Origin of the sequence: Rhizobium aethiopicum, from assembly GCF_900094625.1 — a bacterium.
GTDB lineage: Bacteria > Pseudomonadota > Alphaproteobacteria > Rhizobiales > Rhizobiaceae > Rhizobium > Rhizobium aethiopicum.
Genome location: NZ_FMAJ01000012.1, coordinates 46,923 through 59,543 on the forward strand (window position 1 = coordinate 46,923; position 12,621 = coordinate 59,543).

The 12,621-nt window shown below is 61.0% G+C and carries 16 protein-coding genes; 11 read left to right on the forward strand and 5 right to left on the reverse strand.

The features are described from left to right. The first annotated feature begins 10 nt into the window (after positions 1 to 10). The gene (locus GA0061105_RS22900) at positions 11 to 877 is read left to right on the forward strand and encodes a LysR family transcriptional regulator (protein ID WP_092753057.1); all 867 of its coding nucleotides are present in this window, start codon (positions 11 to 13) and stop codon (positions 875 to 877) included. Positions 878 to 930: 53 nt separating this feature from the next. Here the strand turns inward: GA0061105_RS22900 and GA0061105_RS22905 are convergent, their stop codons facing one another. Beyond that, the gene (locus GA0061105_RS22905) at positions 931 to 1,377 is read right to left on the reverse strand and encodes a baeRF12 domain-containing protein (RefSeq protein WP_064692380.1); all 447 of its coding nucleotides are present in this window, start codon (positions 1,375 to 1,377) and stop codon (positions 931 to 933) included. 392 nt (positions 1,378 to 1,769) lie between these two features. On the opposite strand from GA0061105_RS22905, the gene GA0061105_RS22910 reads away from it, so the two are divergent. Both GA0061105_RS22910 and GA0061105_RS22915 read left to right on the forward strand, forming a co-directional pair. Further along, positions 1,770 to 2,195 (forward strand): hypothetical protein, encoded by a 426-nt coding sequence (locus GA0061105_RS22910; RefSeq protein ID WP_064692379.1) that lies wholly within the window; start codon positions 1,770 to 1,772, stop codon positions 2,193 to 2,195. Positions 2,196 to 2,365: 170 nt separating this feature from the next. Continuing rightward, positions 2,366 to 3,478 carry a pyridoxal phosphate-dependent aminotransferase gene (locus GA0061105_RS22915; RefSeq protein ID WP_092753059.1) on the forward strand — a complete coding sequence of 371 codons (1,113 nt, stop codon included), beginning with the start codon at positions 2,366 to 2,368 and terminating at the stop codon, positions 3,476 to 3,478. A gap of 62 nt (positions 3,479 to 3,540) precedes the next feature. Here GA0061105_RS22915 and GA0061105_RS22920 read toward each other — a convergent pair whose 3' ends face one another. Together GA0061105_RS22920 and GA0061105_RS22925 are read right to left on the reverse strand one after the other, a co-directional pair. Next, on the reverse strand, positions 3,541 to 3,978 hold the full coding sequence (locus GA0061105_RS22920) for a VOC family protein (RefSeq protein ID WP_092753061.1): 438 nt from the start codon (positions 3,976 to 3,978) through the stop codon (positions 3,541 to 3,543). A gap of 240 nt (positions 3,979 to 4,218) precedes the next feature. Further along, positions 4,219 to 4,488 (reverse strand): SEL1-like repeat protein, encoded by a 270-nt coding sequence (locus tag GA0061105_RS22925; RefSeq protein ID WP_092753063.1) that lies wholly within the window; start codon positions 4,486 to 4,488, stop codon positions 4,219 to 4,221. 441 nt (positions 4,489 to 4,929) lie between these two features. On the opposite strand from GA0061105_RS22925, the gene GA0061105_RS22930 reads away from it, so the two are divergent. The 3 genes from GA0061105_RS22930 to amn all read left to right on the forward strand — a co-directional run bounded on the left by GA0061105_RS22930 (position 4,930) and on the right by amn (position 7,253). Beyond that, a complete protein-coding gene (locus GA0061105_RS22930) occupies positions 4,930 to 5,268 on the forward strand; it encodes a DUF2147 domain-containing protein (RefSeq protein WP_092753065.1) in 339 nt (112 codons plus the stop codon). Positions 5,269 to 5,483: 215 nt separating this feature from the next. Beyond that, positions 5,484 to 5,663, forward strand: coding sequence for a hypothetical protein (locus GA0061105_RS22935; RefSeq protein ID WP_064692374.1), 180 nt, complete (start codon positions 5,484 to 5,486; stop codon positions 5,661 to 5,663). An 87-nt stretch (positions 5,664 to 5,750) separates the two neighbouring features. Further along, positions 5,751 to 7,253 (forward strand): AMP nucleosidase, encoded by a 1,503-nt coding sequence (gene amn / locus GA0061105_RS22940; protein WP_092753067.1) that lies wholly within the window; start codon positions 5,751 to 5,753, stop codon positions 7,251 to 7,253. A 9-nt stretch (positions 7,254 to 7,262) separates the two neighbouring features. Here amn and GA0061105_RS22945 read toward each other — a convergent pair whose 3' ends face one another. Further along, positions 7,263 to 7,478 (reverse strand): hypothetical protein, encoded by a 216-nt coding sequence (locus GA0061105_RS22945; RefSeq protein WP_064692372.1) that lies wholly within the window; start codon positions 7,476 to 7,478, stop codon positions 7,263 to 7,265. 153 nt (positions 7,479 to 7,631) lie between these two features. Here GA0061105_RS22945 and GA0061105_RS22950 point away from each other — a divergent pair, with 153 nt between their 5' ends. From GA0061105_RS22950 to GA0061105_RS22965, 4 genes are read left to right on the forward strand one after another with little or no spacing between them, the layout of a single operon-like run. Continuing rightward, the gene (locus GA0061105_RS22950) at positions 7,632 to 7,988 is read left to right on the forward strand and encodes a YciI family protein (protein WP_092753069.1); all 357 of its coding nucleotides are present in this window, start codon (positions 7,632 to 7,634) and stop codon (positions 7,986 to 7,988) included. Positions 7,989 to 7,998: 10 nt separating this feature from the next. Further along, positions 7,999 to 8,358, forward strand: coding sequence for a YciI family protein (locus GA0061105_RS22955; RefSeq protein ID WP_092753071.1), 360 nt, complete (start codon positions 7,999 to 8,001; stop codon positions 8,356 to 8,358). Positions 8,359 to 8,360: 2 nt separating this feature from the next. Then, positions 8,361 to 8,720, forward strand: coding sequence for a YciI family protein (locus tag GA0061105_RS22960; protein WP_092753073.1), 360 nt, complete (start codon positions 8,361 to 8,363; stop codon positions 8,718 to 8,720). Between the two features lie 8 nt (positions 8,721 to 8,728). Next, on the forward strand, positions 8,729 to 9,970 hold the full coding sequence (locus tag GA0061105_RS22965; RefSeq protein WP_092753075.1) for an RNA polymerase sigma factor: 1,242 nt from the start codon (positions 8,729 to 8,731) through the stop codon (positions 9,968 to 9,970). On the opposite strand, the gene GA0061105_RS22970 is transcribed toward GA0061105_RS22965, so the two are convergent. Next, positions 9,938 to 10,900 carry a lysylphosphatidylglycerol synthase domain-containing protein gene (locus GA0061105_RS22970; RefSeq protein WP_092753077.1) on the reverse strand — a complete coding sequence of 321 codons (963 nt, stop codon included), beginning with the start codon at positions 10,898 to 10,900 and terminating at the stop codon, positions 9,938 to 9,940. The two genes, GA0061105_RS22965 and GA0061105_RS22970, sit on opposite strands and share 33 nt — an antisense overlap. 142 nt (positions 10,901 to 11,042) lie before the next feature. Here GA0061105_RS22970 and GA0061105_RS22975 point away from each other — a divergent pair, with 142 nt between their 5' ends. Further along, positions 11,043 to 12,536, forward strand: a complete 1,494-nt coding sequence (locus GA0061105_RS22975) for an ArnT family glycosyltransferase (protein WP_092753079.1) — start codon at positions 11,043 to 11,045, stop codon at positions 12,534 to 12,536. Positions 12,537 to 12,621: the final 85 nt, after the last annotated feature.

Here is a 12,621-nt window from a genome sequence, read left to right on the forward strand (position 1 = left end):
GTTTTCATCCATGAAAGAGGCGAGCTGGGACGATCTGCAACTCTTCTTCCATGTCGCGACCGGCGGCGGGCTCTCGGCGGCGGCGGCACGTACCGGGCTCAGTGCGCCGACGATCGGCCGACGCATGCTGGCGCTTGAACGGGTGACCGGCCGTTCGCTGTTCAGCCGCGGTCCCACCGGTTACCTCCTCGCCAGGGACGGACAGGAGCTGCTCGATCGCGTTCAGCTGATGCAGGATGCGGCGCGGGCAATCTCCGACTGGCGCGGCGAAGTGCTGACGCAGCCGATCGTCTCGACGGCCGCCGACAGCTGGACCTCGCGCTTCATCGCCGACCATCTGGCCGGCGTCTGGACACCGAAGGACAGTTTCCGCATGTGTTACAAGACCTGTGACGCGAACGTCGACTTCACCTATCGCGAGGCGCATATCGCCATTCGCCACAGCCGGCCGGAGAGCGGCAACGTCGCGATCCGCCGATCGGTCAAGGTGGCGCATGCTGCTTACCAGGCAGCCGCCTTCGAGGAAACCAACTGCAACTGGATTTCGCTCGGCACCGACACCGCCATTACGCCGGCTGACAAATGGACGTTCGAACAACCGGATTACTGGATCACCAGCTGGACGAACACGCCGCATATGCTCTTTTACCTGATCCGAGGCGGCGCCGGTCGCGGTGTGCTGCCCTGCTTCATCGGCGACCAGGAGCGCAGGCTCGTGCGCGCCGGTCCTGTCATCGACGAACTGACCTACGGGATGTGGATCGTCGCGCATGACGACGAGCGGCAGAGGCCTGAAGTCAGGACCGTCATCGACCGCCTGGCGACACTTTTTGCCGATCATGAAGATCTGTTTGCCGGGGAGAGACCCTCGCGCTGAGGCGAATTGGAAACGCGGGCCGGATGGCCCGCGTCAGCTTAGTTCGGTGTTGATCACGCAGCGAGATGGCGCTCGATCTCGTCGACGGGCAGATTGGTATAGTCTTTCGCCAATTCCGCCGATATCGCCGCCTGCGTTTCGGCACTGAGCACCGGCCGCAGGGTGCCGAGCGCCTTCGGCGGGGCGATGAGGACGATACGGTGCGCATCCTTTGCCTGCGTCAGCTTGTCCATTCGTTCCGCCACATGTTTCAAGAATTGAGCTTCGGCCTGCTCCTGCCAGCTGGTCTCTTCGACAGCGCTGCGACTAAATCCATCTGCGGCGTGGCTGCGACCTGGCTTGTCGGCGCCGAGTTCGCGATCGGGCTCGTTCGGCTGCATCAGGGTCTCCAACACCTTCAGGTTCATCAGCTGGGCATCACCGGCATTCTGCATGATCAGGGCTTTGGCTCCATTGCAGACTACCACCCATGATTTCCCAGGGATTCTGATGTCGGTCATATTCAACTCCTCGCTGTCGTCATCGAAGCGCGTCCTGCTTCATTAATCCAAAGCGCGTCGGGATCTTTCAGGTTCGCTCCTTGCGCTTCAGGTATTTGTCTTTACCCATGTCGTTGCCGCGGACCGCTGCACACTGTTGCGCGACATGCTTAGTGAGAACGCTCGGTCATTGAAAGAGTTCGAGAAAATTGCACCGAAATCGATCCGAGCCCCATCCACCATCCGTTTCCAAGACAGCCCGCGTCCCGATTGTGAACATCCGCGTCCCGCTTGGGAACAAACTTTGAACTCGTTAAAATTGTCATTTTATGTTTGACGAATGTGCAAAACATTCATGTGACGTTGGCGAGAGCAAGAACCCCGACTGTGCCCTGTCTGACGGAGAATGTAAGATGACTATGCTCCGCGCCACACACCTTGCAACGGTCAAATCCGCCATTTATGACCTGCGCTGGGAAGAGTTCCACGTCAAGCGCCCGGCCCGTATCGTCGCCGTCCGGCCGTGCCTTACCGGCGTGTCGATGCGAAGCGCCGAGATCATCGATATATCGCAGGGCGGCGCAACCTTCATCGTGTCGACTACCGCCGGTCTGCCGAAACACTATTATCTTAACATTCTCGGCCTCGCCTATCGGATCGGCTGTGCCGAGGTCTATCGCCATAAGGAACGCATCGGCGTACGCTTCATCAATCTTCTGGACCCCGAAGTTCTGCGCCGCGTCGTGCGCGCGGATTTTCTTGTCGGGAATATGGAGGCGATCGACGCCCGGCGCGCTCCGATGTTCCGGGAGACGAGGCCGGCGGCCAGTCTCGCATAAGTCGTCGACCGAAGACGAAAATATGCAAAGATTCAAAGCGCTGCGCCGTGGCCGGCCCGTTTGAACAGGCGCGCCGCGCCGAAAGGGTTGCGGAATAATCTTGCTTGCCTTGGCCGTGCCCGTGCCTATTGTTGCGCCTGATGTCAACATGTCCGGAAAACCGCTTTAGCATGTCCGCCTTCTCGCGCTTCACGCCCCTCATCAGCGCCCTTCCCTCCACCGTTCCCTTCGTCGGTCCCGAGGCCATCGAGCGTCAGCGCGGACGCGCGGTCCTGGCACGCATCGGCGCCAATGAGAACGGCTTCGGCCCGGCCCCCTCCGTGCTTGCCGCGATGCGCGAAGAGACACGCGACATCTGGAAATACAACGACCCGGAAAATTTCACGCTGCGGCAAGCGCTCGGCGCCCATCTCGGTGTGACGGCCGCCAATATCGCCATCGGCGGCGGCATCGACGAGTTGCTCGGCCAGATCGTCCGGCTGGTGATCGAGCCGGGCGCACCTGTTGTTACCTCGCTCGGCGCCTATCCGACCTTCAATTTTCATGTCGCCGGTTTCGGCGGCCGGCTGGTGACCGTTCCCTACGTAAATGATCGTGAGGATCTGGACGGGCTGCTCGATGCCGTCAGGCGTGAGAATGCGCCGCTCGTCTATTTCGCCAATCCCGACAATCCGATGGGAAGCTGGTGGGACGCCGACAGCATCGTCGCTTTCGCCCGGGCGCTGCCCGAGACCACGATGATGGTGCTGGACGAAGCTTATAGCGAAACGGGGCCGGCAAACTCCTTCCCGTCGATCGCCTCGCTCATCGATCTGCCGAATATCGTCCGCACCCGCACCTTTTCCAAAGCTTATGGACTTGCCGGCTCGCGCACCGGCTACGCGATCTCGACATCAGGCACGGCGCAGGCCTTTGACAAGATCCGCAACCACTTCGGCATGAACCGGCTGGCAACGGCCGCAGCGCTGGCCGCGCTCAAGGACCAAGCCTATCTGGGCGAGGTGGTAGGGAAAATCCATGCGGCGCGGGAGCGGATCGGCGGCATCGCTCGGGCAAACGGTCTTGAGCCGCTGGCGTCGGCGACGAATTTCGTGGCGATCGATACCGGCCGTGACGGCGCCTATGCGCGGGCGATCGTCGATGGCCTGATGGAGCATGGCGTCTTCATCCGCATGCCGGGCGTCGCGCCGCTCAATCGCTGCATCCGCGTCAGCGTCGGGCCCGAGGCTGATATGGCGCTGTTTGAGGAAGCGCTGCCGCAGGTCTTGAAGACGCTCGCCTGAGGTTGTTATTCCTGTCCGGTCGTCGATTCGGCCAGTCTTTGCCATTTACCTGCGTATTGCGTTCAGATGAGTTCCTCGGCGAGGCCGATCAGAATCCCTTCAGGTCCGCGGATGTAGCAGAGGCGATATGCGTCCTTATACCGCACGACCTCTCCTACGAGCTCAGCGCCGCGCTTGCGGAGCCTAGCAAGCGTCTCATCGATGTCATCGACGGTGAACATGACGCGGAGATAACCGAGCGCGTTGACCGGGGCGTTCCGATGATCTGCGACGACAGGCGGCGCCAGGAAGCGGGAGAGCTCGACCCGGCTGTGGCCGTCCGGCGTACGCATCATGGCGATCTCCACCCGCTGATCGCCCAATCCAGTGACACGTCCGGCCCATTCTCCTTCGATTGAGGCGCGCCCTTCGAGCTCGAGGCCGAGTTCGCGGAAGAAATCAATTGCCTCGCCGAGGTCTTCGACGACGATCCCGACGTTATCCATTCGCTTGAGCGCCATGTTCAAATCTCCCAGCCGTCGTTTCAATCGACAAGGTATCGCCTTGTCCAACAAAGGACGTCTGAACGATCCCAATACCGACACCATCTATGTCCCAATTCCATATCAGAGAGTTGAAGCACTGAACTGCTCAAACGACAGCGTCGCTTGTGCGCCTTTCGGACGCGCAAACGACGCTTTAACACCTTAAAACTTCGTATCGTGCCTTCCGAAAATCGAAACCGATCTTCCGGCGAAGTGCTAGTGAACGGTCATCCATTCGCGGGCAGCGCGCAGCGCTTCCACGAGCTGCATCTTGTTCATGGTGGCGGCCACGTCGGCGCGAAGCTCGGCGGCGCGGTCGTTACCCTTGATTGCGGCGATGTTCAGCCATTTGTGGGCGGCAACGAGATCGACGGGACAGCCGCGGCCGGTCGCATACATCAGACCCATTTCGCAGAAGACATCGGCGCTGTTGTTGTCGCCACCCATGGTGGCCGTTTCAGCATTGTGCATTTCAAAGCGTGCCATCGGTTCTATCCCTGTTGCCTGTTTACGACTTACCCTGTTTTACCTTCAGGCCTTGCCGTCTATCGCGGCTTTGAGGCTCTTCCGGTCCGGCGGGTTTGCCCCGCTCGTTTGATAGCTTGACTATGCCGAACGGCCTTCAAAAAACGCCTAAAATGCATGATTAATTTGAGACAAACAAAGTGCAAACACTTGGTAAAATTGGATTTTTGTTAAACATCAGAGGCCTTGAGGCTTGGGGATTTTCGCTCAAATTTTACGAAAGATTCACAGTTGGAAATAAACGGATCATTCATCATGAAATCAGCAAGCAACAGGCTGCAAAGCTCGACGGCAGGCTTTTTCGGCTTCCTTCAGGAGCGGCGAAAGGACAGTCAGGCGTATTTACCTTTACGTTCGCGTCAGTTATTTTCGCGACCGACAGAAGACATCAGGGAGGAAAATATGATCCGCAGTTTCATTCTCGCGGGCGCCATCGCCGTCATCGCGGGCACAGCGCATGCCGAAGAGACGATCGTCGGCAATTGGAAGACGGCCTCCGGCGAAACGGCGGTGATTGCGGCCTGCGGCGGCAGTTACTGCGTGACGTTGAAGACCGGCAAATATAGCGGCCGCAAGATCGGCACGCTTGCGGGGAGCGGCGGCAGCTATGCCGGCGAGATCACCGATCCCGCCGCCGACAAGACCTATAGCGGCTCAGGAAAAGTTTCCGGCAACTCGCTGAAGATGCAGGGCTGCGTGCTGAAAATCCTCTGCAAGACGCAGACCTGGACGCGGCTCTGACGCGATAGGGCCGACGCGACAATCATCCTGAAAGGCGCAGTCATGCCGGCCGAACGGCCCGGCATGCTTCGCAGTTTTCCGGCTGCCGATCCCTGCAACAGTCGCCCGCGCCTGCCCGACAAGGTGAACGGCGGATGAACCGGCATCTCAGCACTCGTTCAGCCGACGCATGGCAAAACTGATGCCACGGTTAAGTTGCGTATCGGGGGCATGAGATGAACTTCTATATTCTGGCAAGGCGTTTCAGCATCATCACGCTGTTTGCGGCGATCTTCGCCGTCACCTTTTCGGCGGTCGTCGTGCATGATGGCGGCGGCGGCACGCAGTCGCATTTCGGTGCGAGCTATACCTGCCTGGAGAGAAACGGGACCTTCTGCGCGCCCACGGTGCGCTGACCGGCATCGGGCACGCAAGAGGATAAAAAATCGGATTCCGCCGGCGCGCGTCGTTTGCTTGTCAAAAACAACTCTCTATAATGCGTCATGAACAAACGAATCTCCCCTCTGTCGCCCCTCGACATCTCCTCTCCGCCCCCATTCCAGCCTGAGAGTTTCGATGATCCCGCCAAGGCGGTCGAGACGCTGACAGCGCTTTACGAACGCAATACGGCGTTCCTGATCCAGAGCTTCAGCGACCTTGCCCAGGGCGCTCCGATCGCATCGCGCTACCGCGCCTTCTATCCGCAGGTCAGCATCGAGACGACCAGCTTCGGCCATGTCGATTCGCGCCTCTCCTACGGGCATGTCACGGCGCCCGGCATTTATACGACGACGGTCACCCGGCCGAAGCTCTTCAAGCATTACCTGAAGGAGCAGCTGTCGCTGCTGATCAAGAGCCATAATGTTCCGATCGTCGTCTCGGAGTCGTCGACGCCGATTCCGCTGCACTTCGCCTTCGGCGAGGGCGCGCATGTGGAAGCATCGGCCGCCGCCTTCGTCGACGTTCCGATGCGCGACATCTTCGACACGCCCGACCTCAACACCACCGACGACGAGATCGCCAACGGCGAATATATCCCGCCGCCTGGAGAGCCCTCGCCGCTTGCGCCCTTCACCGCGCAGCGCATCGACTATTCGCTCGCCCGTCTGTCGCACTATACGGCGACGCATGCCGAGCATTTCCAGAACTTCGTCCTGTTTACGAACTACCAGTTCTATATCGATGAATTCTGCGGCTGGGCGCGCAAGCTGATGGCGGAGGGTGGCGACGGCTATACCGCCTTCGTCGAGCCCGGCAACATCGTCACCCTGCCCGGCTCGAAGGTGCCGGAAACGGATGCGACACTGGCCCGCCTGCCGCAGATGCCGGCCTACCATCTGAAGAAGAAGGGCCATGCCGGGATCACCATGATCAATATCGGCGTCGGCCCCTCCAACGCCAAGACGATCACCGACCACGTCGCCGTGCTGCGCCCTCATGCCTGGCTGATGCTCGGCCACTGCGCCGGTCTTCGCAACAGCCAGCGGCTCGGCGATTACGTTCTCGCCCATGCCTATATGCGCGAAGACCATGTTCTCGACGACGATCTGCCGGTCTGGGTGCCGATCCCGGCGCTGGCAGAAGTGCAGGTGGCGCTGGAAGCGGCCGTTGCCGAGATCACCGGCTATGAGGGTTTCGAGCTGAAGCGCATCATGCGCACCGGCACCGTTGGCACGATCGACAACCGCAACTGGGAACTGCGCGACCAGCGCGGGCCGGTGAAGCGGCTTTCGCAGGCGCGGGCAATCGCGCTCGACATGGAATCGGCAACGATCGCCGCCAACGGCTTCCGCTTCCGTGTGCCCTACGGGACCCTGCTGTGCGTCTCCGACAAGCCGCTACACGGCGAGCTGAAGCTGCCCGGTATGGCGACGGCCTTCTACCGCACGCAGGTGAACCAGCATCTGCAGATCGGCATCCGCGCCGTGCAGAAGCTGGCGGCCATGCCGAAGGAAGCGCTGCATTCGCGCAAACTGCGCAGCTTCTTCGAAACGGCGTTCCAATAGGCCGTTTCTTCACCGGCCCATCACAACAGGCGCCGAGCCCTGCGCGAGCATCTGTGGCCTGCCGGCGGCAATGTTCAGCCCTGCGATCAACAGAGTGAAAGCGACGAAGACGACCGCGGTGCGCAGAAGAATCTTCAGCCCGTCGGTTTCGTCGAAATCGGGCTGACGCTTCTCATGGCGGCGCGCCCAGATCTGGCTTGCCATGGCGATTTCAAGAATACTCATTGCCATTCTCCTCGACAGGTTTTGATGAAGCCTTGTCGAGTGCTGCCCGGCGATTTCGACAACTCGTTCGCATAAAAAATTTCTCGCTGCTGTCGAAATGCAGGCAGATCGTTCGTCCATGCTTATGAGAACACGGCGAGGAGGCCGCCTGCGATGAAATATCTCTGCCAAGTCTGGTTCGATGGCGCGATACTCGACGCCATGACGAAAGAGGAGAAGGCCGAGCTCGACACAAATTCCCTCGACTACGACAAGGACCTCGTCGAAAGCGGGCATATGATCGTCGCCCAGGCCCTGCAGCCGCCGAAGTCGGCGGTGACGGTCCGGGTGCGGGGCGGCGAGATGTCGGTGACGGACGGTCCCTTTGCCGAGACGAAGGAGGCGCTCGGCGGCTTCATCCTGATCGAGGCCAAGGACCTCAATGATGCAATTCGCGTTGCCGCCGGCATCCCGCTCGCCAGACTCGGCGCGATCGAGGTGCGGCCGATCCATGAATTCCGAGATCAATGAGGAGACGCCAATGAAGTTTTTGTGCCAGATCTGGTTCGACACCGAAAAGAGTAAGCTCGTGACCCAGGCCGAGTGGGATGCGGTTACGCAAGAGTGCATCGTCAGCGACAATCGCTGGCGCGACAGCGGTCATCTGCTGGTGGCGCTTGCCCTGCGCGAACCGTCGAGCGCGATCACGGTGCGCCTGCGCAACGGCGAAGCCTCGGCGACTGACGGCCCGTTCGCCGAAATCAAGGAGCACCTCGGCGGTTTCGTGCTGATCGAAGCCCAGACGATCGAGGAGGCGCAGACGATCGTGTCCAGTTTTCCGATCCTCAAATATTGCTCGATCGAGGTGCGCCCGGCTTATTCGATCCAGGACGGGAGGTAGTCATGCGCTACATCTGCCTCATCTACAATTGCGCCGACACCGACGGCACGCTGACGCCTGATGAATCCGATGAACTCATCAAAGCACATCTGGCCTTCGACGAGGAACTGCTCCGCGAAGGCATCATGATCCACTCGGATGCGCTCGAGATGCCTGATCAGGCAACCGTCCTGCGCGTTCGAAACAGCAGGCTGTCGGCCACCGATGGCCCCTATGTCGAGACGAAGGAGCATCTTGCCGGATTCTATGTCATCGAGGCGCCCGACATGGTGATGGCGAAAGAGATCGCCGGGCGTATCCCGTCTGCGCGTTACGGCGCGGTCGAACTGAGGCCCGTGCGGACGCTCACAATGCCGGACTGAGGTGCCCTTTGGAAAGTGTGATCGACGAGATTTACCGAACCCAGTCGCGCCGGGTGCTTGCGACCTTGATCCGCTTGCTCGGCGATTTCGACCGGGCGGAGGAAGCGCTTCACGACGCCTTTGCTGCTGCCGCACGGACATGGCCGGTGGACGGCTTGCCCGACAACCCTTCCGCCTGGCTCGTTTCGACCGGCCGTTTCAAGGCAATCGACACGATCCGGCGACGAGCGCGTTTCGACGCCTCGCAGCATCACATCGAGGACAGTCTCTACACCGTCGACACAACGGAGATCGGCGACATGGAACCGATCGAGGACGATATGCTGCGGCTGATCTTCACCTGCTGCCATCCGGCGATCCCGTCCGATGCCCAGACGGCGATGGCGCTTCGGGAAATCTGCGGATTAACAACCGAAGAAATCGCCCATGCCTTCCTCGTTCCGGCACCGACGGTCGCCCAGCGGATCGTGCGCGCCAAGAACAGAATTCGGTCGGCGAATATCCCCTATGAAGTGCCAGGTCGCGAGGCACTGCCTCAGCGGCTCGACCAGGTGCTGCACGTCATCTATCTGGTCTTCAACGAAGGCTATTCCGCCTCATCGGGCGACGATGTGGTCCGCGCTGACCTGACTGCCGAGGCGATACGGCTGGCGCGACTGCTTCTGGCGCTGCTGCCGCATCCAGACGCCCGCGGCCTGCTGGCGCTGATGCTGCTGCAGGATTCCCGCCGCTTGGCGCGCAGCAACGAGCAGGGATCGCTGGTCCTGCTTGCCGATCAGGACCGCTCGCGCTGGGACCGTGCCAAGATCTCGGAGGGCCTGGGGCTGCTCGCCGAGGCGATGCGGGCGGCAGAGATCAGTACCTATACGCTGCAGGCGGCAATTGCCGCCGAACATGCGAAAGTGTCGTCGGCCGAAGAGACCGACTGGCGACGGATCGCCCTTTATTACGATCTGCTGCTGGCGGCGCAGCCCTCCGCGATCGTCGAACTCAACCGCGCCGTGGCGATCGCGATGGCGGAAGGGCCGGCAAAGGGGCTGGATCTCGTCGATGCGATTCTCAGGCGCCAAAAGCTCCAGGCCTATCACCTCGCCCATTCGGCGCGTGCCGATTTCCTGCGCCGTCTCGGCCGCGCCGAAGAGGCGATCGCGGCCTATCGGACGGCTCTGTCGCTCTGCCGGCAGGAGCCGGAGCAGGCCTTTCTGCGGAAGCGGATTTCAGAGCTTGCCGCGGCGTCCGAGCGGCAGTGAGATCGCCGTGCCGGTCAACGCCGAGACGATGATCAGCAGATGCGCATTGACGCTCGCCTGCGCCAGCGCGGCCAGTGCCGCCCGCTCGCTCGAAGCTCCGAGCGCGATGGCGCCGGCGGTGATGCCGGCGGGATAGGTGCCGACGCCGCCGGGCGCATGCATCGGCAGAACGGAGGAGAGTTCGCCGCCGAGCGCACCACCGAAGCTTGCCGCCATCGGCAGCACCCCCATCAGGCCGAGCGCCCAAGCGAGCACGAACACCTTCACCAGCCAGTTGACGATGGTCATCGCCCAGGCGCGCGCAAAGGCTGCGGCATCGAGCGGCAAGCCGTCTTCGATCTCGGCGACGAATCTCTGCGCTTTTGCCGGCAACAGCCTGGCGGCGAGCCGCAGAAGCGGCTTGCGGGCGGCGAAAGCTGTGACCGGCAGCAGCAGGAGGACTGCCCAAAGCGACCATGCGACAAGCGCATCGGCAGCGGCGAGCGCAAAGCCGATGCCGGCGGCCGCGAGAAGAGCGTGCAGGTCGAGCAGCCGCATGACCAGGAGCGCCGAGGTTCCGCGCGTCAGCGGAATGCCGAATTCGGTGCGCATCAGCAACGGAAAGCTGGTCTCGCCGGTGCGGAAGGGCAGCATGATATTCAGCAGATTGTGGATCTGCGTGACGCGGAAGAGGAGCGCGAACCGGCCCGCCGTTTCCTTCGGAAAATAGTCGTAGATGCGCCAGGTGCGCAGGAAATAGGTGCTCGTCAGCGCCACGAGCGCGCCGATCACCGGGCCAGCCCCGACATCGGCCCATTGGCTGATGATGACGGGCCAACCCCAGAACCATTGCACGAAGAGCGCATAGGCTGCGACAATTACGACCGTCAGCGCCGTCATGCGATTGCGCATAAACCAGGACTGCTGGCTTTCAACGGTCGAACTCTTCATATAGTAGGCATTCCTCGCTTGGCGTCGGCATGAGCCTCGGCTCCGTTGCCAGGCGTTTTAGGAGAAATGAAGGTTGCGCACAACGGCGGAGTTGATGGCGGTCGCGGCGAGATCGCTTCAAGGCCGCCCCTAGTGGAGATCGATGGTGGAGCGCATTACCAGAAACATCACGAGCGCCGGCATTTTCCTGGCGGTTTATTTCCTGCTGAACATCGCGCTGCGCATCGCATTGCCCCATACGCTCGATCTCGACGAGGCGGAACAATCGTTCTACTCGCAATATCTTCTCGCTGGCTACGGCCCGCAGCCGCCCTTCTACAACTGGATCCAATATGCCATCGTCTCGGTGACCGGCATCACGATGTGGGCGCTCTCGGTTCCGAAGAACATCATTCTCTTCGGATGCTATCTTTTCTATGGGCTTGCTGCCCGCGAGGTGCTGAAGAGCCGTCTGCTCCCACCCATCGCCATGCTGAGCTTGATTACCCTGCCGCAGGTCGGCCTGATGGCGCAGCGCGAACTGACCCACACCGTTGCCCTGCTGTTTGCGACATCGCTCTTCCTCTTCGGCTTTTTCCGCACCCTTCGTCAGCCGACGATCGGCAGCTATCTCGTCATCGGCATCGCCACCGGCATCGGCCTCATCTCCAAGTATAATTTCGCCATCCTGCCATTTGCCGCCTTCGTCGCCGTCGTGGTGGACCGAAAGTGGCGCAGTCGCCTGTTCGACTGGCGTCTGCTGCCGGCCTTCGCAATCGCCATTCTGATCGTTCTGCCGCATGCGCTCTGGCTGCCCGACAATCTCGTCAGCGCTTCGGCACCGACCATGGAGCGGATGACCGCCGAGCACGAGGCAGCTGCCGGCCTGCCGCGCATCGGACAGGGACTGCTGTCCCTCGTGATCGCCGTCCTCGGCTTCGTAGCACTGCCGATCGTGCTGATCGCAGCAGCCTTCCGACGCGATTTCTTCCGTGCGCTTTCCGCGTCCAGCCCGATGATCCGGGTGATCGAGCGGATGATGATCGTCAGCTTGCTTGCCTTCGTCGGCGTCGTTATCTTCGCCGGCGCGAGCGATATTCACGAGCGCTGGCTCGATCCATGCCTGCTCGTCCTGCTGATCTATCTGTTCCTGAAGCTCGAAACCGCAGGCTTCGATCTTTCCGCCGGGCTTGCCCGCTTCCGGCCTGTGGTGCCGGTCTTCATGGTGGTCATTCTGGCGATCCTGCTGCTCCGGATCGTCGCCATTCAATATGTCGGCACCTATACGAGAACGAATGTGCCCTTCTCCGGCTACGTCGCCGAGTTGACCAAGACTCGCAAACCTGTCCTGATCGTCGCCGGAACGAAGTTCGTGGCAGGCAATATGAGGCTGCGGTTTCCCGACGTTCCAGTGGTAATTCCATTCTTTCCAGGCCCCGGAGTTCCCGAATATGCGGCTGCCAAGGGTCCTGTGCTCGTCGTCTGGCGCGGTGAAACGGCAAATGACCCAACCATTTCTCCGGGTTTTGCCAGCGATCTGGTGAAGTCGGGTATTCATCTGAAAGAGTTGAACACGTTGACGCTGCCCTACCTCTTCGGTGACGGCAAACATACCTTTTCCATAGGCTATTCCTGGGTGGAGGGCGGCGCGAAATAGCGTTCCGGCAGGTCGGCCGATTGCCGGGAAAGCGGCATTGCCCGCTGGCAACGGGCGGACACTTCATGTAGTAGGCTTCCGCAAG